We start from the raw sequence: 22,312 nt of genomic DNA, 5'->3' as shown, positions 1-22,312 counted from the left end.
GGGCGGCACTCCCGCTCCGGATTGATGATCGGTGCGAGCACGTGGCCCATCGTGGGGCGCGGCTCTAAAGCAAGACCAAATGGGCCGCGGCCGGTGACTTTAGAGACGCGTTACCGGAACCCATGACCATCGCTGAGCGGGTGAGCCCTTTATGTGCCCTTGGCCGACCCGATCTCCGAGCACACAGGAGGAGTGTCATGACATCTCCATCGGCCGTGCCGCCAGGCGGCACGGTGTCGGACTACTACAGCTCGCTGGGACCGCTTCTGCAGATGGCGTGGGACGACAACTTCCACTTCGGCTACTGGGACGGCCCGTCCGATACCCGTTCGGTCCAGGAGGCCACCGATCGCTTCACGGATCTGCTGATCGAACGGCTGCGGGTGGGGTCGGGAGACCGGGTGCTGGATGTCGGCTGCGGTATCGGGAAACCGGCGATGCGCGTGGCGACCGCCACCGGTGCCCATGTCCTGGGCATCACGATCAGCGAGCTCCAGGTCAAACAGGCGACCGAATCCGCCCGGCTGGCCGACCTGTCCCACCAGGTGGCATTCCAATACGCCGACGCCATGGCCATGCCTTTCGAGGACGCGGCTTTCAACGCCGTACTCGCATTCGAATCGATCAATCACATGGACCGCCCGACGGCGCTGCGGGAGATGGCCCGTGTGCTGGGTTCCGGGGGCCGGTTGGTGCTCACGGATGTCACCCCGCCGAGCGACGGCAGTTACCAGCCGGACGGCGATCCCGATGTGGTCACCTCGCTGACCCGGCTGGAGGACTGGCCCGGTCTGATCGGTGACGCGGGACTGGTGCTCGATGAGCTGACCGATGTCACCGAGAACACGAAGGACACCGCCAACCGGATGATCGACGGCATCCTGCGCTGCCGCCGGGAGTTCGAGGCGCAGCACGGGGTCAGCGTCCAGGAGGTACTGGACGCCGCCAAGTCGGCCCTCCCCACCGTGCCGAGCGCCGGCTGTGCGATCGTGGTGGCCCACAAGCCCTGAATCACCAACAAACCTGACGGTTATTCGACATCCCCTTCATGGGTCCCGCGGAGCCGGAATTCCTCGCTCCTCATCAAAGCGGCGCCAAGGGGCCCATGATCTCGCAAGATTCGCTTGTCCCGGCCGATGCGATCCGCGTATTCTCATTCGCGGACTGCAACACCTCAAGTGCGGGATATCCGGACTCCGATCTTCCGGACGTATTGCGAATACCCGCTCCGCACCGTCGAGGACGCCGCCTCGAGGGCGCGTATATCCGGATTCTAGGTGAGGTGGGTAGTCATAGGACTTGCTTACGATGTGGGGCACCCGCCGAAGGCGTCCGATCTTGTCCGTTCTCTGATTCCTCGGCAGGGCCCGCGATAAAAGAGGGGTGAGTAATGGCAGTCGCGAACGGCGTGCGTCAGTGGATCCGGCGGCACCGCCCGTCCCCGCGCAGAGGAGCGCGACCGGACCACTTTCCACACGCAAGCGGCTCAGCAAGCGCCCACTTCCCATCCCCTCCGGGGTCGCCGGACTCCGGGGACGTGACAATTCCCGCGCGCCACCCGGACGGCCGGGGACGGCGATCCGCGCGGACCACCAGAGCCCATCCCGCACATCCGTTCGCCTCCGGAAGCAGACGGACATCGTCCTCGAAATCGAGGAAACACCCAGAAAACACCACGGGCACTTCCGGCAAAGGCGCCGACTTTCCCATGACCGCACTCGTCGGCGACTCGGATGGGGCACATCGTGCGATATGAGATCATGGGACCTCTCCGGGTGGTAGAAGGAGAGCGGAAATTAACCATCAGGGCGCGGAAGATCGAGGTCCTGTTGACCGTTCTTCTCGTCCGCGCCGATCAGGTGGTCCCGATCGACCAGCTCATCGCGGAGATCTGGGGGGAGTACCCGCCGCGCCGGGCGATCGCCGGGCTCCATGTGTATGTCTCCCAGATCCGTAAGTTCCTGCGCCGGCCAGGCCAGAGCGAAAGCCCCGTTCTCACCCGCCCCCCGGGATATGTCCTGCGGCTGGGCCCCGATCGCCTCGACTTCCACTGCTTCGAACGACTGGTGTGCGAGGGCCGGGATCATCTCAGGGAGCGGCGCTACCAGCAGGCCACGGCCACTTTCGAAAGCGCACTCGATCTCTGGCGCGACCCGTTGCTGGATGATGTATGCCATGGGCCGATCCTCGAAGGCTTTCAGACCTGGCTGAAGGAGGCCCGGCTGGAATGCATCGAGATGCTGACGGATTCCCGGCTCATGCTCGGCCGCCATCGCGAACTGGTGAGTGATCTGTACCAGTTGACCACCGAGCATCCTTTGCGGGAGGCACTCCACCGTCAGTTGATGCTTGCGCTCTACCGCTGTGGCCGCCGGGCGGACGCATTGCATGTGTATCAAGCGGCGCGCAAGACGCTCAATGAGGAACTCGGGCTCGAACCGTGCCGGGCCCTGCAGGACATGCAGCGGGCCATCCTCACCTCGGATGACCGACTGGAACTGCATGTTCCCGCATGAGGAAGACCGCGTAAGGAGGTGGACATATGAGCGATCACGTCAGTTACCTGTCCGACGGCAGCCCGATCGAGGTCGTCCTCGAAGGCGGACCTGAAGATCTGCCCCGGGCATTCCAGACCGGGCGGTCGACCCTCAGCAGCAGGAAGCTCAAAATCCAGCATCGCGATGGATACGAGCACTTCGAACTCGTCAGCGATTCCGCTGACATCACCACAGCGATCTTTCGCTGGACCATGCGTACGAAAATCGCCGAGTAGCCTCCATGGCCCCGGAACCCCGGGATCGCCGACCGGTCGCCGCCGACTCCTGATCCCGGGGCGGGGGCCGTGGCCAGGAGGTCCGTATGCTCACCTCACGATGGCGCGGCGTCATGATCGCCGCGGTCGCGATATCGACAGCCCTTGCCGCGCTGCCCGCCGGGCCCGCGTCGGCCCGGACGTCGGCCCAGCCTTTCGGCCCGCCCGGTGCCCAGGTGGTGAACGGCCGCACGCAGCCGATGTTCTCGTATCCGGATGCCGTGCGCGAGCACCTCATGGGTCCAGACGCCCGTCGACAGTGACGGCGACGGACACAAGGACCGGGTCGCGGTGGACATCATCCGGCCCAAGGAGACCCAGCAGGGTCTCAAGGTGCCGGTCATCATGTCGGCCAGCCCCTACAACGACACTGTGGGCCGCGGGTTCGAGTCGGAGCGGAAGGGCTACGACGCCCAGGGCGCCCCGGCCAAGTTCCCGCTCTTCTACGACAATTACTTCGTGCCGCGCGGCTACGCCGTGGTCGATGTGGATGTGACAGGGACCGGCAGATCCGACGGCTGTCTGACGATCGGCGGCGCCTCCGACGTGGCGGCCGCCAAGGCGACGATCGACTGGCTGGGCGGCCGGGCCACGGCGTACGCGGCCGACGGAAGCGAGGTGAAAGCCTCCTGGTCCACCGGCAAGGTGGGCATGATCGGCCACTCGTACGAGGGCATGCTGGCCAATGCCGTGGCCGGCACCGGTGTGGAGGGGCTGGAGACCATCGTCCCGATCTCCGGGATGAGCTCGTGGTACGACTTCGCCCGCACCAACGGCGCCAAGCACTGGAATGGTTTCGCCTCCTATCTGACGACGGCGCTGGACACCGACCCACCTCAGAAGTGCCAGGCGGTGCGGGACCGGTTGCAGGCCGGCGAGGACGACGCCACCGGTAACTACAACGCCCACTGGCATGAGCGCAATTACATCGCGCAGCCGGCGCCCGAGGTGAGCAAGGTGCGCGCGAGCGTCCTCGCGGCACACGACCTCAGCGACTACAACGTCCGGATCGACCAGTTCGCGAACTGGTGGGCCCCGCTGGCCGAGCGCGATGTGCCGCGCAAGCTGTGGCTGGGCCGCTACGGGCACACCGATCCGTTCGACTGGCCCGGTCGGCGCGCGCAGTGGGTCGACACCGTGCACCGGTGGTTCGACCACTGGCTGTACGGGGTGCAGAACGGAATCATGGACGAGCCCCGGGTCGATCTGCAGACCGGCCCGACCACCTGGACGACCCAGGCCGACTGGCCCGCGCGCACCTCCTCGGTGCCCCTGCGCCCCGGGCCCGACGGCTCGCTGGCGCTGAGCCCCGCGAGCGGCACCGGGACCTTCACCGACACCAAGCTGAGCGAGGCGGATCTCACCACCGACCCATCGGCGAGCCATCCGGGCCGGCTGGCGTTCCTCACCCCTCCGCTGCGCACCGGGGTGCGGCTCTCCGGCACGCCCACCGCGGATCTGCGGGTCACTCTCGACAAACCGACGTCGAACCTCACCGCGTTGCTCGTGGACTACGGCGAGGACGAACGGATCGACTGGAACCGCAACGAGCCGCAGAACAGGATCCATGACGGTCTTCAGGGCCTGGACGAGGACTCGTGCCACGGTGAGAGCACCACTCAGGACGACGCCTGCTACCAGAAGACCGCCAATGTGACGGCGCACAAATCCGCGGAGGTGATCGCCCGCGGCTGGATGGACGCCCAGAACCGCCACTCGGTCACCACCCCCGAGCCGCTGACCCCCGGCCGGTCCTACCGGATCGCCTGGAAGACACTGCCGAACGACTACGAGATCAAGCCGGGCCATCGGCTGGGGCTGGTCCTCGGCGGCACCGACGCCGACTTCCTCTACTTCGAGGATCCGACCGGGGCGAAGGTGACGGTGGACCTGGGCGGCAGCCGTGTCACCGTACCGGTGACCGCCGCTGGCGGATTCACCAAGTTCCTTCGTCCGTAAGGGAGTTGACGGGGTCCGGGCCGCCCACCGGCGGTCCGGGCTCAGCCCTGGATCCAGGTGTGGATCACATGGGCGCCCAGGTCCGCGTACCCGTCGGCCATGCGGTGGCCACTCTCGTACCGGGCCGTGAGGTCGCGGTAGCGGATGTCCTCCCGCGCGGAGAAGCCCAGCCGGCGTAGGTCACCGGCGAGCTCCTCCGAAGTGAAAAAACTGAGGAAGGGCTCACCGGCCTCGGCGGCCCATGCCGCGCGGGCCTCGTGCACGGCGCGGTGCTCCGGTGGCAGCGTGTCCGGCGGCTCACCGTAGTCGAAGACGGCTCCGGAGCCGCCCGGCAGGCCAGCGATGAAGCCGAGTGTGTCCAGCACGGCGGTGTGCGTCAGATAGGGCACCACCCCGAGCCAGCTGAAGAACGCCGGGCCGGCCGGGTCGAAGCCCGCCGCCGTCAGCCCGTCGGCCAGGCTCCGCCGCTCGAAGTCGACCGGTGCGAAGGTCAGCGAGGGCGGTACGGGGATCTCCGCGGCGGCCAGTCGGCCGCGCTTCCACTCCTGGGTCGCGGGATGGTCCACCTCGAACACCCGCAGGCCCTCCGCCTCGTACGGATTGCGGCAGCCGAAGGTGTCCAGCCCCGCCCCCAGCGCCACCGCCTGCCGCACCCCGCGCGCCACCGCGGCCGCGACGGCGTCCTCGGCGAACCGCGCGCGGGCGGCCACGGACAGCCGCACATCCTCGCGCTCGGGCCGGAAGGCCGCCTCGAGGAGGGGATCGTCCGCGTCGGCGGCGAGGATACGGAGCGCCAGCGGATCGTGAAACACCCGGCCGCCCTCCAGCTCCTGGTGGGCCGCGCGGAACGCGGCCGCGCCGCGGGCGGTGATGCTGGGCCGGCCGATCTGCATGAAGCGTCCTCCCCCGAGGTCCCGCCGTATGTCGCGGGCGACACACCCGATGGTGTCAGCTCAGCACTCCGCGCGCATCGCTAACCGCCCATGTTCACGAGGGAGTTACACGACGGACGGCGGCTTGGGGACCGCCCGGGCCGCGGCTCCGCGCGGCCGGCGTGCATTGTCCCATCGATGGGCGCCGAACAAGGGGCAGCCGGGCCCATCGGGTACATCCGGTCGGCCGAACCGGTGAAGCTCCACATCACTCCGCAACCCCTCCGGATGTCGTGCATATAAATACGACAATCCGACAATCGGAACAAAAGGGTCCGGCATGGCCCGGACCAGTGCGGAGTGCACCGTGTCCCATCACCCACGCCATCGGACGGCGCTTCTCGCCGTCGCCCTGCTCGGCGCCGCCACCGCGTGCGGCAGCGGGACACCGGCCACCCCCAAGGCCGAGGAGAAGCCGTCGAGAACCGCCCCGGCCAGGAGCGGGGCCATGAAGGGCTTCACCCTGGTGGCCACCGGCGATCTGCTGGTGCACGCCTCGGTCATCCGGCAGGCGCAGGCGGACGCGGGCGGTGACGGCTATGACTTCCAGCGCATGATCCGGGCGGCGGCGCCCGTCGTCGCCCAGGCCGACCTGGCCATCTGCCATATGGAGACCGTCTACGGGGCCGCCCACGGACCGTTCACCGGCTATCCGACCTTCAAGACGCCTCCGCAGCTCGCCTCTGCCGTGAAGAGCCTCGGCTACGACTCCTGCTCCACCGCCTCCAACCACACCCTCGACGCCGGTCCCGAGGGGGTGGTCCGCACCCTCGACGCCATGGACAAGGCCGGGCTCAAGCACGCCGGCTCGGCCCGTTCCGCCAGGGAGAGCACCCGTCCCACGATGATGGAGGCCGGCGGCGCCAGGGTCGCCCAGCTCGCCTACGCCTACGGCACCAACGGCATCCCGGTCCCCAAGGGCAAGGCGTGGCTGGTCAACCTCATCGACCCGGCGCGGATCATCAAGGACGCCCGGGCCGCGCGACGCGCCGGGGCCGATGTGGTCGTCGTCAGCGTGCACTGGGGCACCGAATGGCAGCAGGCGCCGGACAAGCTGCAGCTCGCGCTCGCCAAGAAGCTGACCGCCTCCAAGGACGGGGGCCGCCGCGACATCGACCTGATCATCGGCACCCACGCCCATGTCCCCCAGGCGTACGAGAAGGTCAACGGCACCTGGGTGGTCTACGGCATGGGGGACCAGATCGCGGGGATCATGCCCGACAAGCGCGGTCAGATGGGCTCGGCGGCCCGCTTCACCTTCGTCCCGCCCACCGCCCGGGGCAGGGCGTGGAAGGTGAAGAAGGCGGAGTACATCCCGCACGCCGTGGACAACGATCCGATCTCCCTGGTGAACCTTCCCCGGGCCCTGGAGAAGAGCCCCGGCAACCCGGGTTACACCAGCGCCCTGAGCACCATCCAGGAGGCGGTGCTCAGCCGGGGCGCCAAGAAGGACGGCCTGACCATGGGCCGTTGACCCGGCCCGCTCCCCGTGGCGCTACCACTCGGGCTGATCCGGCCCGCCCGGCTCGTCCGGCTGCTCCGTTCGCTGCCCTGTTCGACCCAGATCCTCCGCCTGGCCCGGCGGGCCGGGCTGCCCCGTCCGCTCCGCCTCCTGCGTGTGGAAGGCCAGGTTTTCGTTCTCCACATCGACCCGGACATGGCTGTGGGCCGGCAGCGTGCCGCCGAGCAGCATCCGGGAGAGCGGATTGTCGACCTCGCGCTGGATGGTGCGGCGCAGCGGCCGGGCGCCGTATTCCGGCTGGTGTCCGTGCCGGGCCAGCCACTCGACGGCGAGCGGGGTGAACTCCACGCTGACGTCCTGGGCGCGCAACCGGCGCCGGGTCTCCTCCAGCAGCACATCGGCGATCTGCCGCAGCTGGTCGTCGGCGAGCCGGCGGAAAATGACGACCTCGTCGATGCGGTTGAGGAACTCCGGCCGGAAGTGCTCGCGCAGCGGGCGCAGCACCCGCTCCCGGCGCGCGGCCTCGTCGGCCTCGTCGCCACCGCCGCCGAAGCCCAGAGGGCCACCGCGTCCGGTGATGGCCTCCGAGCCGAGGTTGCTGGTCATCACGATGACGGTGTTCTTGAAGTCGATGGTGCGGCCCTGGGCGTCCGTCAGCCTGCCGTCCTCGAGCACCTGGAGCAGGATGTTGAAGACATCGGGGTGCCCCTTCTCCACCTCGTCCAGGAGCAGCAGTGAGTAGGGCTGGCGGCGCACCGCCTCGGTGAGCTGCCCGGCCTCCTCGTGCCCGACGTATCCGGGGGGCGCGCCGACGAGCCGGCTGACGGTGTGCTTCTCCTGGTACTCGCTCATGTCGAGGCGGACCATGCGGTCCTCGCTGCCGAAGAGCGCCTCGGCCAGTGCGCGGGCCAGTTCGGTCTTCCCGACGCCGGTGGGGCCGAGGAAGAGGAAGCTGCCGCTCGGGCGGTTGGGGTCGGCGAGTCCGGCGCGGGCGCGCAGGACCGCGTCGGCCACGGCGGCCACGGCCTCCTCCTGCCCGACGACCCGCCGATGGAGGTGTTCCTCCAGGCCCAGCAGGCGTTGGCGCTCCTCCTGGGTGAGGCTGGCGACGGGGATTCCGGTCTGCCGGGAGACGATTTCGGCGATGTCCTCGACGGTGACCTCGGCGACGCGCCCGCCGTGGTACTGCGTACCGGATGCCTCCGCGATCCGGGTGTTCAGTTCGGCGATGCGGTCCCGCAGGGAGGTGGCGCGTTCGTAGCTCTCGGACGCGACAGCCTGGTCCTTGTCCCGGGTGAGCTGCTCGACCTCCCGCTCCAGGGCGCGCAGATCGGTGCCGCGGCCGCTGGAGCGCAGCCGGACCCGGGCCCCGGCCTGGTCCATGAGGTCGATGGCCTTGTCGGGCAGGAAACGGTCGGTCAGATAGCGGTCGGAGAGCTCGACGGCGGCGAGCAGCGCCTCGTCGGTGTAGCGGACCTGGTGATGGGCCTCGTAGCGGTCCCGGAGACCGTGCAGGATGGCGACGGCGTCCGCGGGGGTGGGCTCGGGGACCATGATGGGCTGGAAGCGGCGGGCGAGCGCGGCGTCCTTCTCGATGTACTGGCGGTACTCCCGGAGCGTGGACGCGCCCATCACATGCAGTTCGCCGCGGGCCAGCGCGGGCTTGAGGAGATTGCTCGCGTCCATCTGGCCGCCCTCGGAGCCACCCCCGCCGGCGCCCACGACCGTGTGCAGCTCATCGATGAAGATGATCAACTCGTCGGAGTTGGCGCGGATCTCATCGACGATGCCGGTGACCCGCTGCTCGAAGTCGCCGCGGAAGCGGGTACCGGCCACGACGCTCGCGATGTCGAGCTGGACGACCCGGCGGCCGAGCAGGATGTCCGGCACATCGGCGTCGGCGATCCGCTGGGCGAGCCCCTCGACGACGGCCGTCTTGCCGACTCCGGCCTCGCCGATGAGGACCGGGTTGTTCTTGCCGCGCCGGGCGAGCACCTCGATGCTCTGCTCGATCTCCTCATCGCGGCCGATCACCGGGTCGATCCGCCCCTCGCGGGCCAGTTCGGTCAGATCGCGGCCGAACCGGTCGAGGTTCGGGGTCTTCCGCTGGTCCACAACGGGCCGCTGGTCGGTCGTGGGGGCGCTCGGCGTGAGGCCGCCGGTCTGGGGCGGACCGGGGGCCCGGGGTTCGAAGCGGGCGGCGTTGAGGATCTGCCCGGCGGTGGACTCGCGGTTGGCGGCGAGCGCGATCAGTACGTGTTCGGGGCCGATGTACGAGGAGCCGCGTGAGCGGGCTATCTCATGGGCGTCGAGCAACGCCCGCTTGACCGCCGGGGTGACGGCGACCGAGTTGCGCGGCGGGCCGCCTCCCGCCTCCCGGTCGATATCCGCGGCGATCCGGTCGGGGTCGGCTCCGGCGCGCGAGACCATGCTCCGGGTGGGCTCGGAGAAGAGCGCGGCCCGCAGCAGATGTTCGGTGTCGAGGTCGGTGCTGCCATGTTCGGCGGCGTAGGACGCGGCGGCCGAGACGAGATGCCGCGCGTTCTCGCTCATCAGCCGGCCGAAGTCGACATGTCGTGAATCGGGCCGCTGCCCGGCAGGCCCGGTCCCGAGGAAGCGTGCGAGGAAGTCGCCGAGTGGATCCGGCCCGAAGTCCTCGGGGCCCTGGTTCGGGCCCTCATTCCCGCTGCCCATGTGACCAGTTTAAGGGCGATTGGCGCTGATGTCCGTTCGTGGGCGGTTTCGCGGGCGGCGGGCATCGGCGACGCAGGGCTCCGGCCCAGCTCCCCGGCCGGGCCGCCTCGGCTCGCCGCCTGGTGTGGTCAGGGCTTCACCCCGTGGCGTTCGAGGACGACCAGGGCGGCGTCATCGCCCTGGTGGCCGCCTGTGTGGCAGATCAGATCGCGGTGCACTCGGTCGACGAGGTGCTGGGGGCCCGCGCCGTTCCATCCGGGGAGCCGTTCGACGAGCGGATAGAAGGTGCCCTCGCTGTTCCGCGCCTCGATGACCCCGTCGGTGTAGAGCAGCAGCTGATCGCCCTCGTCGAAGGGGAAGACCTCGCTGTGGTACCGGTCGGCCACCAGATGGCCGAGGCCCAACGGCAGTGCGGGCGCATGGCCCTCCAGGGTCTTCACGCCCGAGTCGCGCAGCGCGATCGGCGGTGGATGTCCGCAGTTGACGAGGCGGACCACCGGCTGGTCGTCGGGGATCTCCAGCACGGCGGCGGTGACGAACGACTCCCCCGCCCCGGGCGCCTTGTCGGGGGGCTCGGTCCGCTCGGCGGACAGGGCGGTGTCCAAGTGGGCCGCCAGATCGGTCAGGGGTACGGGCCAGTGGGCCATCGCACGGAAGGCACCGAGCACCAGGGAGGCGTCCGCGACGGCGGTCAGCCCGCTGCCCCGGACATCGCCGATGATCAGGCGGGTGGTGTTCGAGGTGCGCGCCGCCGCGTACAGATCGCCGCCGATCTCCGCCCCCGGCTCGGCCGCGAGGTAGACCGAGGCGATCAGCAGCGGGCCGACGCGGACGGGAAGCGGGCGCAACAGGACGCGCTGCGCCACATCGGCCACCGCCCGCACCCGGTTCAGCTCGCGCATATGCCGGTCGAGGACCGCGCGGAACAGCACGATCATCGCCGAGACCAGGGCCAGGGTGATCACCTCGGTCAGGCGGCCGGGGTGGCCGAGGAAGCCCTCATAGGCGTTCGCCACGATCTGGGCGCCGACGGCCAGGAGCCCGACACACGCGGTGAGCAGGGGGCCGGCGAACGAGGCGGTCATGGCGGGGGCCGCGATCAGCAGCGGGCTGAGCCGGACGCTCGCCGGGGCCAGCACATCGCCGAGCGTGATCAGGCCGATGACCAGCAGGGGGATCACGACCAAGACGCGGGTACGCCACCTTGGCCGGCGCAGATCCGAATGACCCTGCCACATGTGCACATCTACTGCTTACGCCTGCCCTTGCCCCCGCGCCAGCCCCGCCCCGCCCGGCAGGGCACAACGCTCCACCGGAAGGGGCCCCGGTCTCCCACGGGGCCGCGGCCTCGCCGGGGAGACCGCCGCCGCACCCGGGAGGCGGCTGTCACACTTCCGGCCGCCGTCTCGTCCTCACTCGCGGGCCGACGAGAGGATCAGGACATGGCAGAGCTGACCGATTTCGAACAACAGCGCGACCGGCTGTGGGCCGTCGCCTATCGCATCACCGGCTCGGTCGCCGACGCCGATGACGCGGTGCAGGAGACCTGGCTGCGCTGGCAGGCGCTGCCCGCGGACGAGGTCGCCGATCCTCGCGCGTATCTGACCACCGTCATCAGCCGGATCTGCTACGACCTGCTGGGTTCGGCGCGGGTGCGGCGCGAGGCGTACGTCGGCCCCTGGCTGCCCGAGCCGGTGGTGGCGGCCGGCGGTCCGGAGGACCGGGTGACGCTCGACGAGTCGGTGGGTCTGGCGCTGCTCACCGTGCTGGAGCGGCTGACCCCGGCGGAGCGGACCGCCTTCATCCTGCACGATGTCTTCTCGGTGCCGTTCCCCGAGATCGCCGAGGTCGTGGGCCGGAGTTCGGATTCCGTACGGCAGCTGGCCTCCCGGGCGCGCAAGCGGGTCCGGGAGGAGGCGCCGCGGCGCTCGGTGGACCGCGGGGAGCACCGGCGGGCCGTGGACGCGTTTCTCCAGGCGGTCCTGGGCGGTGACATGGAGGGGCTGCTGGAGATCCTGGATCCGGAGGTCGTCTGGCGTTCGGACGGTGGCGGCAAGGTGACGGCGGCCCGGGTCCCGGTGGTGGGCAACGAGAAGGTGGCCCGCTTCGCCCAGCGTCTCGCCCGGGGCTTCGACCCGGCCACGATGGTGGTGCACCGTTGCGAGGTCAACGACGCCCCGGGCCTGGTCATCGCCGACCGCACGGGCGACCAGGCCGTGGTCTTCGCCTTCTCCGTGCACCAGGGTCTGATCACCGAGATCGACGTGATCATCAACCCCGACAAGCTCCGCCATCTCGACCTGCCGAACCTGTGACCGGCATCACCGTCACATCTCGGGCCGCCATGTCGTCCTCCTCGTGAACACCACCCGAGAAGGAGGCCGCCGGTATGGAGAAGCAACAGGTCCTGGTGCTCGGCGCGGGCTATGCGGGGCTGATGGCCGCCCTGCGGCTGGCCCCGCACACCCGCGTCACCCTGGTCGATCCGAGCACCGCTTTCACCGAACGCGTCCGGCTGCACGAGCGGGCCGCCGGACGGCCCGACATCACGCACCCGCTCGACGCGCTGGCGCGGCGGGCCGGCATCGTCCACGTGGCCGCCCGCGCCACCCGCATCGACCCGGCCGCCCGGCAGGTCACCACCGACGACGGCCGCCAGATGCCGTACGACCGGCTGGTGTACGCGCTCGGCAGCCGCACCCCCGACCCCGGTGAGCGCGCCTACACCCCGGAGACGGCGGCCGAACTGCACAAGCGGCTGCTGGACGGCCCGGGCGAGTTGACGGTGGTCGGCGGGGGACTCACCGGCATCGAGCTCGCGGCCGAGATCGCCGAGTCCCACCACGCCTGGACGGTCCGGCTGATCACGGGCGACGAGGTCGGCACGGGGCTGTCGGCGAAGGGCCGCGCCCATGTCCGTTCAACGCTCACCGGGCTCGGCGTCCGGATCGAGGAGGGCCGCCGGGTGGCGGGCCCCGAGGACATCGACACCGACGCGGTGGTGTGGGCCACCGCGATGACCGCGAACACCGCCCTGGCCGAGGCCGCCGGGATCACCCTCGATCCCACCGGCGGCATCAGCGTCGACGGCGCCCTGCGCTCGGTGTCCCATCCGGAGATCTACGCGGTGGGCGACGCCGCGGCCATGACCACCCCGGCCGCCGGTGCCCTGCGCATGGCCTGTGCCACCGCACTCCCGGCCGGTTCGCACGCCGCCTCCTCGATCATCGCCGAGACGCGGGGGCGGCAGCCGGAGCCGCTGCGCTTCCGTTTTGTGGTGCAGTGCGTGAGCCTGGGCCGCCGGGACGGGCTGATCCAGTTGGTACGGGCGGACGACTCCCCGCGCGAGCGGGTGCTACGCGGTGGCCTGGCCGCACGCACCAAGGAGCGGGTCGTGCGCTCCACGGTCAGCATGCTGCGGCTGGCGGCGCGCCGCCCCGGGGCCGTGCCCCTCATCCCCGGGATGAGCTGAGGCGTCCCGCGACGCTTCGCTGATGACGCCGCAGTTCAGGCCGTGGTCTGTGGCATTGGCCAAGGCCACGGCCCGATCGTCGTCGGTGAAGGTGTCGACCACGTAGGGCAGCCGACGCATCGGCGTAGTGCAGGTAGATCTGACCGGAGTTCTTGACTTCCTCCGCTCGTACAGGAGGGGCTCCCTACAGCTCGCGCCGTAGGGGGGTTCCTGCTTCGCTGCCGACTGCCGGCCTTCCGTTCTTCAACAGGCGGCGAACGGTCAGGTCCTCGATCACGATCGCTTGGTTTTCGCGAACGAGCCGAGTGGTGAGTTTGTGCAAGTGGTCGCGTCGTCGGTCCGTGATACGGGCGTGGACGCGGGCCACGCCCAAGCGGGCCTTCTCCCGGTTCCTGGAGCCCTTGGCCTTGCGGGACGATTCCCGCTGCGCCTTGGCGAGGCGCGCGCGGTCGCGCCGCTCATGCCGGGGGTTGGCCATCTTCTCCCCGGTGGAGAGAGTGAACAGGTGGTCGAGTCCAGCGTCAACGCCGACGGCACGACCGTTGGTCGGAGGCGACTTCACGCCGGGGTCCTCGACCAGGAGGCACACGTGCCAGTGTCCGGCCGCGTCCTGGGAGACAGCACCGTAGACGGCTGCGCGCCCTCCGGCAGGGGGCGGGACCAGACGATGTCCAGCGGCTCGGTGTGCGCGACAGCTCGACTGCCTGCGCGTCGGCCGGATAGAAGCGGTACCGATACGCCCGCTTCACGCGAGAGGTCACAGTTCACAAACTGCCAGATCAACTTGTGATCGCCTGATGGCACGTCAGCCGTGGGCACCGTCCTTGCCGCGATTACGCTTTCCCCGCCTTTGCTCGACAGAGTCCGATTCCTCCCCCGCTTTGCGAGGGCTTCCTCGGAGGCTCCCGATGAGCGCGTCCGGGCCGTCGTCAACGCGCAGTCGCCGACGGGGCCACCGCACGCCGCCGGACGCCGTCACCGCCAGGACACCCAGGAGGGCCAGCGCGGCGGCGGGGGCGAGGACTGTCCACGGGGCGCGCTCGGCGTAGGGGTGGTTCTCGGCCAGCAGCCGCCCCCACTCCGGGGACGGTGGCTGCGCGCCCAGGCCGAGGAAGCCCAGCGAGGCCAGGGCGAGCGCCACGGCCGACAGGCGCAGCAGGGCGTGCCGGACGACCGGGGGCAGAACCGCGGGCAGAACGTGGCGGCGCAGCAGATGGCGGCGGGAGGCGCCCAGTGCGCGGGTGGCGGCGAGATGCGTGGCGGCGCGCTGCTGCCGCAGCAGGGCCGAGGTGTGCGCGGCCAGCGGCGCCCAGGCGACGGCGGCCACGGCGAGCACGGGAGTGTATGGGCCGCGCCCGGCCGCTCCGGCGACCAGGAGCCCGGCGAGCACGGGCGGCACCGCGTTCACGGTCTCGACGAGTCCACCGGACAGCCGGGGCACCAGGCCGAGCAGCACCCCCGCCACCAGCGCGGCGGCGCTCACCGCCACCGTGAGCGCGAGCGTGGACAGCGCGCCGTGCCCCACCCGGGCCAGCAGATCGCGGCCCAGCGCGTCGGTGCCGAACGGATGCGCCCAGGACGGAGAGGTGAGCCGGGCGGCGGTGTCCACGGCCAGCGGGTCCCGGAGGGCGCCGAGCACCACGACGGCGAGCAGGATCGTGCCGTAGAGCAGCGGAACGGAGCGGGCGGACGGCGCGGAGGGCCGGTGGAGCGAGGGCAGCGCACCGTCGCGCAGCGCGGGCCCGAGCAACAGCCGGGCCGCGAGCCGGGCGAGACCTCCGGCGGCGGCCGCGAGCAGGACGAGGACGAGGGCGCCCGCCTGAAGCATCGGCAGATCCTGGGCGATGGCCGCCTGCAGGGTGAGCCGGCCGAGCCCGGGGATGTCGAAGACCTGCTCGACGGCGACCGCCCCGCCGGTGAGCCCGACCACGAACAGCCCGATGTTCGGCAGCACTCCGGGCACGGCACGCCGCAGCGCGTGGCAGGCGATCCGCCGGGCGGGCAGCCCGCGTGCGGCGGCGGCCCGGGCCCAGGCCTCCGCGAACGCCCCGGGCAGGGCGTCGTCCAGGACCCGGCCCAGCAGGGCGCCCGCGGGGACGCCGAGGGCGAGCGAGGGCAGCACCATCCACCGCGGCCCGTACCAGCCGACCGCGGGCAGCCAGCCGAGCCGCACCCCGACCACGGCGGCCAGCACGGACGCCAGCAGGAACTCCGGCAGCGCCGCGAACAGCGCGCCGCCGCTCCCCGCACCGGCCCCGCGCCGGGCGGCCCGCCGCCGCGGCCCGAGCCACAGCGTGCGCCCGCACACCGCGCCCGCGGTGACCGCCGCGACCACCAGCGCCCCGCCCATGAGCAGCAGCGAGACGCCGAGCGACTCGGCGACCGAGGGGGCCACGGCGGTCCCCGAGATCCAGGACCGGCCCGCGTCGCCGTGGGGCAGTCCGGCGAGCCACCGGCCGAGCAGCCGCAACGGCCCGGCGTCGAGGCCGAGTTGGGAGCGCAGGGACTCCAGGAGCTCGGGGCTGGGCTCGCGGTCGGCCTCGCGCGCCTTGAGGACGGTACGGGCGGGATCGGTGCGGGACAGCCAGGGCAGTAGCCCGATGCCGCACAGCAGCACCCCCGCGAGCGCGAGGCGCCACAACGCACTCAGACCGGTGGACCGCCCGGCGCCCAGGCGGGTGAACCGCGCCGCGCTCGTCCCGGTGGACCGCCCGGCGCCCAGCCCAGTGGACCGCCCGCCCGTGCTCGTCCCGGTGGACCGCGCCCCGGCCCGCGCGCCGCTCAACGCCGCGTACCGGTGCCGACGAGCGTGCGCTCGTACGGATCGAGGATCACACCCCGTACCGAGGTGCCGACGCCGTGGATGATCCGCTGATGGACCAGCGGGACGACCCCGTCCGTGCGCAGCACGGCGGTCTGCGCGGCCAGGGCGGCGCGATGGCGCGCGGCCTCCTCGGCACGGGACCCGGCCTCGGCGACCGCGCGGTCCACGGCCTTGTCGCACACCCGGGCCAGGTTGTAGCCGCCGTCGCAGGTGAAGTCGTCGGCGAGATAGGAGACCGGGTCGCCGGTGTCGAGCATGGTGTTACGGGCGGCCACCACGGCGTCGAACTTCCCGGCCAGGGCGTCGCTTTCGAGCCGGGAGTACTCCCGCACTTCCAGCTTCACGCTGAACCCGGCCTTGCGCAGTTGCTGTTGCAGCACCTGGGCGACCTCGGGCAGCTCCGGCCGGTTGTCGTAGGTGGCGAGGGTGAGCGCGGTGTTCCCGGCGCGCTTGGCGGCGGGGCGGCCGGACGGCCGGGGGCGCTCACCCGCGGCCCAGGTGAGGGCCGGGCCGAACAGGCCGCGGCCGGTGTCCGCATGCCCCTCGTAGACGTCCTCGGCGAGGGCGGAGGCGTCGACGGCCTGGCGGGCGGCGGCGCGGACGGCGGGGTCCGCGAAGGGTCCGGAGCGGGTGTTGAGGAAAAGGGCGGTGGTGCGGGCGGTGGGCACCTCACGGACGGTGGGCTGGTCGAGGGTGGCCGCCTGGGAGACCGGGACCGCCTCGGCCATGTCCACCTCGCCGCTGCGCAGCGCGTTGGTGCGGGCCGTGCCATCGGCGATGAAGCGGACATCGAGACCGGAGGCGTGGGCGAGGCCGCCCCAGTAGTCGTCGAAGCGGTGGAGGGTGGCTCGGGTGGCACCGGCCGTCCTGGCCAGGGTGAAGGGACCGGTGGCGGTGCCGGCCGGGTCGACCGCCGCTTTCCCGTCCGTCGCGTCCGAACGCGCCTCCGCCGTACCGGACTTATCCGTACCGGCCGTCCCCGTACCGGCCTTCGTGCGGTACGCCTTGGGCGCGAGGATGGCCAGGCTCGGGCTGGACAGTCGCAGGGGCAAGGCGGAGTCGGCGGTGGCGGTGGTGGTGACCCGGACCCGCCGCTCCCCCACCGCCTCGGCGGTGAGCGTGACCCCGGTGAGCGCGGCGGGCGCGGGATCGGCGTGAGTGGCATGGGTGAGGGCGCCCGCCACCGCCGCCGGGGTGACCTCGGTGCCGTCCTGGAACCGCGCCTCGCGCAGGGTGAACACCCAGCCGCCGCCGCTCTCCCGGGTCCACGACTCGGCGAGGGCGGGCACCGGGCCGCCGTTGCCGTCCAGCCGGGTCAGCCCCTCGGTGACCCCGAGCCGGCTGAGCAAGGTGGCGTCGGCGCCATACGGAGAGAAGCGCTCGGCGGGCGGAAAGGCCATCGCGACCCGGAGGCGTCCACCGCCCGCACCGGCCCCGGCGTCGTACGGCGAACCGTCGCGGGCCGCGAAACAGCCCGCGAGCAACGGGACGAGCAGCAGCGCGGCGGCCCACCGGCGGCGGACAGAGTGCATGGGCGTGCTCCAGGGGCGGCGCGGGAACGGTGAAACACAAATACTAGATGATAATCATTTCCATCAACGTCATGGCGCCCCGGGTCCCATGGGGACCTCGAAGTGGACGATCCCCTGACCGCCCCCGGGTGCCTCCCGCTCATCGCAGACGACCTTCCCCAGCGACCGCCAGAACGGCTCGGCACCCACCACCCCCGGATCGGTGTGCAGATAGACCGCGCGATAGCCGCCGTCCGCCACGGCGAAGTCCAGCAGCGCATGCACCAGCCGCCGGGCCAGCCCATTGCGCCGATGCTCGGATCGCACATAGACCCGGCGCAGCTGGGCGGTCTCCCCCGATGGGTAACGCGCGGCCAGCCAGGGCGGGTTGGGCGGATGGGCCGGGCCCCGGGAGTCGAGCGCGGCGGTCGCCACGACCTCTCCGTCGCTCTCGTCCACCGCCACCAGCAGGGTGTGGCGCGCGCCATCCAGATACGCCGTGGCGGGATCGATGATGTCGGCGTGCCAGCGTGGCACATAGCCGGTTCCGAAGTCGCGGTAGACGGTGTCGAGCATCACACTGCGGACGGCGTCGAGGTCATCGGGGGTCGCGGTTCTGATGCGATAGCTGGGCACCTGCGCATCGTACGCAATAAGCCTATGCGCTGATGGTACTGGCAGACTGGGTCCAGACCGGAGGAGGGGCCGATGGGGCGGGGACGGCCGTCAATGCAGGAGCTGATCCAACGGCGCAGGAACGCCGGTTTCGTGGGCCGGCACCGGGAACTGCACGCGTTCCAGGACAACTTCGGGCTGTCACCGGAGGACGGGCGGCATCGCTTCGTCTTCCATGTGCACGGCCACGCGGGCGTGGGCAAGACCTGGCTGATGCACCGGCTGGAACAGACCGCCCGCCAGGAGTACGGCGCGCTCACCGCCCGCGTCGACGAGGCGGCGGGCTCCGTCCCCGAGGCCATGGCCGCGATCAGCGAGCAATTCGCCCGCCAGGGGCGGGAGCTCACGGCCTTCGACCGTCGGCTCGCCACCTATCGGCAGCGCCGCCACGAGGCGGAGTCGGTACCGGCGGAGGGCGAGCGGCCCGGGCCCAGTACCGGCAGCATGATCGCCGCGCGGGCCGGGCTCACCGGCCTCGGCCTGGTGCCGGGGGCCGGGGCACTGGCGAGCGCCGTCGACCCGGTGCCGATCGCCGAGGGCACCGACCGGCTGCGGGCGGCGCTCAGCTCGCGGTTCCGCGACCACAAGGACGTCCAGCTGGTGCTGGACCCGGTGGAGACACTGACCCCGCTGCTGGTCAGGGAGTTATCGGAGGCGGCAGCGGCGGTGCCGTGGCTGGTGCTGCTCTTCGACACCTACGAGCGCCTCGGCCCGCTGCTCGACCCCTGGCTGCGCACCCTGCTGACCAGCGAACGCCTCGGCACCCTCCCCGCCAACACCGTGCTGGTGCTGGCCGGGCAGACCCGCCCGGACCCCGGCTGCTGGGGCGACCTGGCCGATGTGGTGGCGGAGCTGCCGCTGGAGCCGTTCACCGACGCGGAGGCCCGGCAGCTGCTCAGCGCCAAGGGGATCACCGATGAGCCGGTGGTGCGGGAGGTGCTGCGGCTCTCCGGCCGGCTGCCGGTGCTGGTGTCCACCCTCGCTGAGAACCCGGGAACCAGCGGCGATCTGGACGACCCCAGCGCCACCGCCGTCGACCGGTTCCTGAAGTGGGAGCGCGATCCGGTGCGCCGCTCCGCCGCCTTGGCGGGCGCGCTGCCCCGGTGGCTGAACGAGGACGTCTTCAGGGCCGCGGTGGACGAGGACGGGGCCGAGCTGTTCGGCTGGCTGCGGTCGCTGCCGTTCATCGGCGACCGTAACGGGGCGGCCCGCTACCACGAGGTGGTCCGTGCCCCGATGCTGAGGCTTCGGCGGACCACCTCACCGCAGCGGTGGAGCGCGGCGCACACCCGGCTGGCGGAGACCTTCGCCCGGTGGCGGGAGGCGGCCGCCGGGGGGCTCGACGCGCGCGAGGGGTGGCGGCTGGACGCCTGGAGCGGACCGCGGCTGGAGGAGTGGTACCACCTGCTGTGCGCACGGCCGTCGGCGGCGCTGCCCGGGGCGCTGCGGGACGGGATCGGCGCCTGCGACGCGGGTCCGGCCGTGGCCCGGCGCTGGGCGTCCACCCTGGTCGAGGCGGGCGAAGACGCCGACTCGGACGCGGTGCGCACCTGGGGGTGGCGTCTGGTGGAAGCGCTGGCGGACGAACGGCGGCGCGGTATCGAGGCGATGGGGCTGCTGCTGGCGCGGGCCGGGCTGGACGCCGCCGACCGGGTCGCGGCACTCGTCGTACGGGGGTGGCACCGCCGGTCGGTCGAGGAGTTCGACGGGGCGCTGGAGGACTTCCGCAGGGCGATCGAGCTGGACCCCGGGAACGTACGCGCGCACTTCGGGCGTGCCGTGGTCCATCGGGCGACCGGGGACTTCACCGCGGCGATGGACGCGCTGGACGGCGTGGCGGCGCTGGAGCCGGGCTCGACCTGGGTCCAGCGGGAGCGCGGGGAGACCTGCCGCCGGGCGGGCCGGTACGAGGAGGCGCTGGCCCGGCTCGACCCGGTGGTCGCGGCCGATCCGGCGGACCATGTGGCCCTGGGCAGCCGTGGCCAGACCATGATGGCGCTCGGCCGGATCCAGGAGGCCCTGGCGGACTTCGACCGGGCCATCGAACGACACGGCGACTACACCTGGGCGCTGGTCCGGCGGGCCCGTGTCCGCAGCACTCTGGGGGACGCGGCGGGCGCGCTGGACGACCTGGACCGGGCGGAGGCACTGGAGCCGGGCGTCCCGGGAACGCTGGGCGAGCGCGGCGATATCCACCGCTTCGCGGGCCGCTACGAGGAGGCCATCGCGGAGTACGACCGGGCGCTGGCCCTCGACCCCGGCTACGCCTGGGCCCTGGGGAGCCGCGCGATGGCCAACGAGGCCCTGGGCAGACGCGCGGAGGCGCTGGCAGATCTGGACCGTGCGGTGGCGCTGAATCCCGGCTACGCCTGGGCCGTGGCGCAGCGCGAGCGTTTGCTTCTCGGCGGGGATTCACCGGAGGGCGGACGGAACGACGGACCGGTGTGACCTCCCGGCACCCGTGCTTCCGGCTCCTCTCCCTCCGTGGCCGGTCACCGCCCCTGTCGTGGCACGCGCCGGGTGATGCAGGACGACACGGCGTGGCGTACGGCGCGCAGCACGGCACGGCAGCGCGACAGATACCGGGCCGGCCGGGACCGGCGGACCGGGCCCGGTGCGGCCGACGAAGCCGGTACGGCCTCCGCCAAGGACACGTCCTCGGCGGTGGTGTCCACCGGATCGGGAGCGGCCGGATCGGCCGGGGGCGGCGACGGATCGGTGGTCCTGGCCTGCGGGGTGACGGGGCGCCGGGTGGCTTCTGCGCGCATCATCGCGCGCATGGCGGCATAGACATCGATGGGCATGCGGATACTCCTGCGGTCTCGGACGTCCAACGGCTGAGCGGGCAGGGCACACCGCATCCGGGATCCGCGCGGCAGCCGCGGAAACGGGATGACGGACGTGCCCGGGCCCGGTCAGCAGCGCAGGACGACGGACCGTGAGGAGAGCAGGCCGGCCGGGAGGTCGCCCCCGGCGGCGAACGCGCCGACGCCCGTCGCGGGGTCGGCGGGGCGACCGCGGACCGTGACGAGCACGAGGGGGCCGAGGGACGTCGAGAGGGATCGATGGGCACCGAACGAGGCCCCGTGGACCACCCGCCCGGCGTGCCGCGCCGGATGCCCGGCACCGTCCCGGGCGAAGAGCTTGGCCGACGCCGAAGAGGTGGAGCGTTCGTCCTCGGTCTCCGGAGCCGGCCGAACAGGCGCTGGGACGACGGGAGCGCCCGCGGGGGCGGACGCGGCGAGCGCCCGGGCCGAGGCGGGAGCCCCGGCGTCACCGGGCATTGACGTGGACGTGGCCGGGTTCGGAGGCCCGGCCGCGCACTGGTCCGGCCCGGTGGACGGCGAGTCGCGGACGACCCCCAGGGCCAGCACGGCATGCAGCAACGTGACCGCCAGCAGCAGAAGGACGGCGGCCGCGCACGGGCCGCCGCACACCGCGGGGCGGTTCGTGTCGCGGCCGTGCACCATGCGGCCTCCCTCGCTGATCCCCCTCAAGGGAACCGCGCACAGCGGAAGACGGCACTCCGATTACCGGGAAAAGTCTATACTTTCACCCGTGTCGGTTATCTCCTCGAACACACATATCGCCGCATTTCGAGGAGTCACCGGCCGCCGTGGTGTGATCATTCGAGCAACGTGGCCGGTGCGGCCTGCCGCCAGGAGTCCAGCAGGATATCCCGCAACTCGTCGACGTCCTCCAGCGCGGCGAGCCGCACCCGCACCCAGGCCGAACTCGCCTCATGGGCGGCCACCCAGAACTTCTCCGGCTCCGCCAGCACCAACTCCTTCCGCTCCTCCTTGGGACATCTGACGGCCATCGAGGTCTCGTCCTCGGGCAAGGTGGCGAACATCTTCCCGGCGACCCGGAAGGTGGGCATCGACCAGGCGATCTTCTCTGTGGTCTCCGGCAGCGACAGGGCGACGGCACGGACATCGTCGGAGGTGGTCATGGCCCGACCGTAGAACACC

At 71.7% G+C, this 22,312-nt stretch carries 18 protein-coding genes and 1 pseudogene; 9 read left to right on the top strand and 10 right to left on the bottom strand.

Annotated features, from left to right (window positions below):
* The first annotated feature begins 197 nt into the window (after positions 1–197).
* From ACFYOY_RS32945 to ACFYOY_RS32925, 5 genes are all read left to right on the top strand, one after another.
* Complete coding sequence (locus tag ACFYOY_RS32945; protein ID WP_351892729.1) at positions 198–1,010, top strand: methyltransferase domain-containing protein; 813 nt, start codon at positions 198–200, stop codon at positions 1,008–1,010.
* 735 nt (positions 1,011–1,745) lie between these two features.
* Positions 1,746–2,516, top strand: a complete 771-nt coding sequence (locus tag ACFYOY_RS32940) for an AfsR/SARP family transcriptional regulator (protein WP_043239098.1) — start codon at positions 1,746–1,748, stop codon at positions 2,514–2,516.
* A 26-nt stretch (positions 2,517–2,542) separates the two neighbouring features.
* The gene (locus ACFYOY_RS32935) at positions 2,543–2,773 is read left to right on the top strand and encodes a DUF5988 family protein (protein WP_351892719.1); all 231 of its coding nucleotides are present in this window, start codon (positions 2,543–2,545) and stop codon (positions 2,771–2,773) included.
* An 86-nt stretch (positions 2,774–2,859) separates the two neighbouring features.
* Positions 2,860–3,075, top strand: a complete 216-nt coding sequence (locus tag ACFYOY_RS32930; protein WP_388591143.1) for a hypothetical protein — start codon at positions 2,860–2,862, stop codon at positions 3,073–3,075.
* Positions 3,029–4,771, top strand: coding sequence for a CocE/NonD family hydrolase (locus tag ACFYOY_RS32925; protein ID WP_388591141.1), 1,743 nt, complete (start codon positions 3,029–3,031; stop codon positions 4,769–4,771). Before ACFYOY_RS32930 ends, ACFYOY_RS32925 begins: the two co-directional genes overlap by 47 nt.
* 41 nt (positions 4,772–4,812) lie before the next feature.
* Here the strand turns inward: ACFYOY_RS32925 and ACFYOY_RS32920 are convergent, their stop codons facing one another.
* The gene (locus ACFYOY_RS32920; RefSeq protein WP_388591139.1) at positions 4,813–5,664 is read right to left on the bottom strand and encodes a class I SAM-dependent methyltransferase; all 852 of its coding nucleotides are present in this window, start codon (positions 5,662–5,664) and stop codon (positions 4,813–4,815) included.
* A gap of 319 nt (positions 5,665–5,983) precedes the next feature.
* Between ACFYOY_RS32920 and ACFYOY_RS32915 the strand changes: the two genes are divergently transcribed.
* Positions 5,984–7,177 (top strand): CapA family protein, encoded by a 1,194-nt coding sequence (locus ACFYOY_RS32915; protein ID WP_388591137.1) that lies wholly within the window; start codon positions 5,984–5,986, stop codon positions 7,175–7,177.
* 21 nt (positions 7,178–7,198) lie between these two features.
* Here the strand turns inward: ACFYOY_RS32915 and ACFYOY_RS32910 are convergent, their stop codons facing one another.
* Both ACFYOY_RS32910 and ACFYOY_RS32905 read right to left on the bottom strand, forming a co-directional pair.
* Positions 7,199–9,859 (bottom strand): ATP-dependent Clp protease ATP-binding subunit, encoded by a 2,661-nt coding sequence (locus tag ACFYOY_RS32910; protein ID WP_351892694.1) that lies wholly within the window; start codon positions 9,857–9,859, stop codon positions 7,199–7,201.
* Between the two features lie 128 nt (positions 9,860–9,987).
* Positions 9,988–11,097 carry a PP2C family protein-serine/threonine phosphatase gene (locus tag ACFYOY_RS32905; RefSeq protein WP_388591161.1) on the bottom strand — a complete coding sequence of 370 codons (1,110 nt, stop codon included), beginning with the start codon at positions 11,095–11,097 and terminating at the stop codon, positions 9,988–9,990.
* A 204-nt stretch (positions 11,098–11,301) separates the two neighbouring features.
* Here ACFYOY_RS32905 and sigJ point away from each other — a divergent pair, with 204 nt between their 5' ends.
* Both sigJ and ACFYOY_RS32895 read left to right on the top strand, forming a co-directional pair.
* Entirely contained in the window at positions 11,302–12,174 is an 873-nt protein-coding gene (gene sigJ / locus ACFYOY_RS32900) for an RNA polymerase sigma factor SigJ (RefSeq protein WP_351892689.1), read from the top strand.
* A 74-nt stretch (positions 12,175–12,248) separates the two neighbouring features.
* Positions 12,249–13,331, top strand: a complete 1,083-nt coding sequence (locus ACFYOY_RS32895) for an FAD-dependent oxidoreductase (RefSeq protein ID WP_351892682.1) — start codon at positions 12,249–12,251, stop codon at positions 13,329–13,331.
* Here the strand turns inward: ACFYOY_RS32895 and ACFYOY_RS32890 are convergent.
* The 4 genes and pseudogenes from ACFYOY_RS32890 to ACFYOY_RS32875 form a co-directional block, all read right to left on the bottom strand.
* A pseudogene (locus tag ACFYOY_RS32890) lies at positions 13,215–14,015 on the bottom strand (RNA-guided endonuclease TnpB family protein); the annotation flags it as partial. The gene ACFYOY_RS32895 and the pseudogene ACFYOY_RS32890 overlap by 117 nt on opposite strands.
* Before the next feature lie 121 nt (positions 14,016–14,136).
* Positions 14,137–16,005 (bottom strand): ABC transporter permease subunit, encoded by a 1,869-nt coding sequence (locus tag ACFYOY_RS32885; protein WP_388591159.1) that lies wholly within the window; start codon positions 16,003–16,005, stop codon positions 14,137–14,139.
* A 107-nt stretch (positions 16,006–16,112) separates the two neighbouring features.
* Positions 16,113–17,687, bottom strand: coding sequence for an ABC transporter substrate-binding protein (locus tag ACFYOY_RS32880; RefSeq protein WP_388591134.1), 1,575 nt, complete (start codon positions 17,685–17,687; stop codon positions 16,113–16,115).
* A gap of 69 nt (positions 17,688–17,756) precedes the next feature.
* Positions 17,757–18,242 (bottom strand): GNAT family N-acetyltransferase, encoded by a 486-nt coding sequence (locus ACFYOY_RS32875; protein ID WP_388591157.1) that lies wholly within the window; start codon positions 18,240–18,242, stop codon positions 17,757–17,759.
* A gap of 153 nt (positions 18,243–18,395) precedes the next feature.
* On the opposite strand from ACFYOY_RS32875, the gene ACFYOY_RS32870 reads away from it, so the two are divergent.
* Positions 18,396–20,789: a tetratricopeptide repeat protein gene (locus tag ACFYOY_RS32870; protein ID WP_388591132.1), complete on the top strand. Its 2,394-nt coding sequence runs from the start codon at positions 18,396–18,398 to the stop codon at positions 20,787–20,789.
* A gap of 44 nt (positions 20,790–20,833) precedes the next feature.
* On the opposite strand, the gene ACFYOY_RS32865 is transcribed toward ACFYOY_RS32870, so the two are convergent.
* The 3 genes from ACFYOY_RS32865 to ACFYOY_RS32855 all read right to left on the bottom strand — a co-directional run bounded on the left by ACFYOY_RS32865 (position 20,834) and on the right by ACFYOY_RS32855 (position 22,293).
* Positions 20,834–21,145 carry a hypothetical protein gene (locus ACFYOY_RS32865; protein ID WP_351892659.1) on the bottom strand — a complete coding sequence of 104 codons (312 nt, stop codon included), beginning with the start codon at positions 21,143–21,145 and terminating at the stop codon, positions 20,834–20,836.
* Between the two features lie 111 nt (positions 21,146–21,256).
* Complete coding sequence (locus tag ACFYOY_RS32860; protein WP_351892653.1) at positions 21,257–21,811, bottom strand: hypothetical protein; 555 nt, start codon at positions 21,809–21,811, stop codon at positions 21,257–21,259.
* Between the two features lie 155 nt (positions 21,812–21,966).
* A complete protein-coding gene (locus ACFYOY_RS32855; RefSeq protein ID WP_059144654.1) occupies positions 21,967–22,293 on the bottom strand; it encodes an MmcQ/YjbR family DNA-binding protein in 327 nt (108 codons plus the stop codon).
* Positions 22,294–22,312 lie beyond the last annotated feature (19 nt).

Source organism: Streptomyces sp. NPDC007875, assembly GCF_042868035.1.
In the GTDB taxonomy this organism is placed as follows: domain Bacteria; phylum Actinomycetota; class Actinomycetes; order Streptomycetales; family Streptomycetaceae; genus Streptomyces; species Streptomyces antimycoticus.
The sequence above is the reverse complement of the archived record's forward strand: the minus strand, read 5'-3'. Positions and strand labels throughout refer to the sequence as shown.

Bases quoted from the DNA above. Each gene is read 5' to 3' on its own strand.
- ACFYOY_RS32870 (WP_388591132.1), top strand. From the start codon at position 18,396: ATGCAGGAGCTGATCCAACGGCGCAGGAACGCCGGTTTCGTGGGCCGG.
- ACFYOY_RS32945 (WP_351892729.1), top strand. From the start codon at position 198: ATGACATCTCCATCGGCCGTGCCGCCAGGCGGCACGGTGTCGGACTAC.
- ACFYOY_RS32920 (WP_388591139.1), bottom strand. From the start codon at position 5,664: ATGCAGATCGGCCGGCCCAGCATCACCGCCCGCGGCGCGGCCGCGTTC.
- ACFYOY_RS32875 (WP_388591157.1), bottom strand. From the start codon at position 18,242: ATGCTCGACACCGTCTACCGCGACTTCGGAACCGGCTATGTGCCACGC.
- ACFYOY_RS32880 (WP_388591134.1), bottom strand. From the start codon at position 17,687: ATGCACTCTGTCCGCCGCCGGTGGGCCGCCGCGCTGCTGCTCGTCCCG.
- ACFYOY_RS32895 (WP_351892682.1), top strand. From the start codon at position 12,249: ATGGAGAAGCAACAGGTCCTGGTGCTCGGCGCGGGCTATGCGGGGCTG.
- sigJ (WP_351892689.1), top strand. From the start codon at position 11,302: ATGGCAGAGCTGACCGATTTCGAACAACAGCGCGACCGGCTGTGGGCC.
- ACFYOY_RS32910 (WP_351892694.1), bottom strand. From the start codon at position 9,859: ATGGGCAGCGGGAATGAGGGCCCGAACCAGGGCCCCGAGGACTTCGGG.
- ACFYOY_RS32860 (WP_351892653.1), bottom strand. From the start codon at position 21,811: ATGGTGCACGGCCGCGACACGAACCGCCCCGCGGTGTGCGGCGGCCCG.
- ACFYOY_RS32930 (WP_388591143.1), top strand. From the start codon at position 2,860: ATGCTCACCTCACGATGGCGCGGCGTCATGATCGCCGCGGTCGCGATA.
- ACFYOY_RS32855 (WP_059144654.1), bottom strand. From the start codon at position 22,293: ATGACCACCTCCGACGATGTCCGTGCCGTCGCCCTGTCGCTGCCGGAG.
- ACFYOY_RS32935 (WP_351892719.1), top strand. From the start codon at position 2,543: ATGAGCGATCACGTCAGTTACCTGTCCGACGGCAGCCCGATCGAGGTC.
- ACFYOY_RS32915 (WP_388591137.1), top strand. From the start codon at position 5,984: ATGGCCCGGACCAGTGCGGAGTGCACCGTGTCCCATCACCCACGCCAT.
- ACFYOY_RS32865 (WP_351892659.1), bottom strand. From the start codon at position 21,145: ATGCCCATCGATGTCTATGCCGCCATGCGCGCGATGATGCGCGCAGAA.
- ACFYOY_RS32925 (WP_388591141.1), top strand. From the start codon at position 3,029: ATGCCGTGCGCGAGCACCTCATGGGTCCAGACGCCCGTCGACAGTGAC.
- ACFYOY_RS32905 (WP_388591161.1), bottom strand. From the start codon at position 11,097: ATGTGGCAGGGTCATTCGGATCTGCGCCGGCCAAGGTGGCGTACCCGC.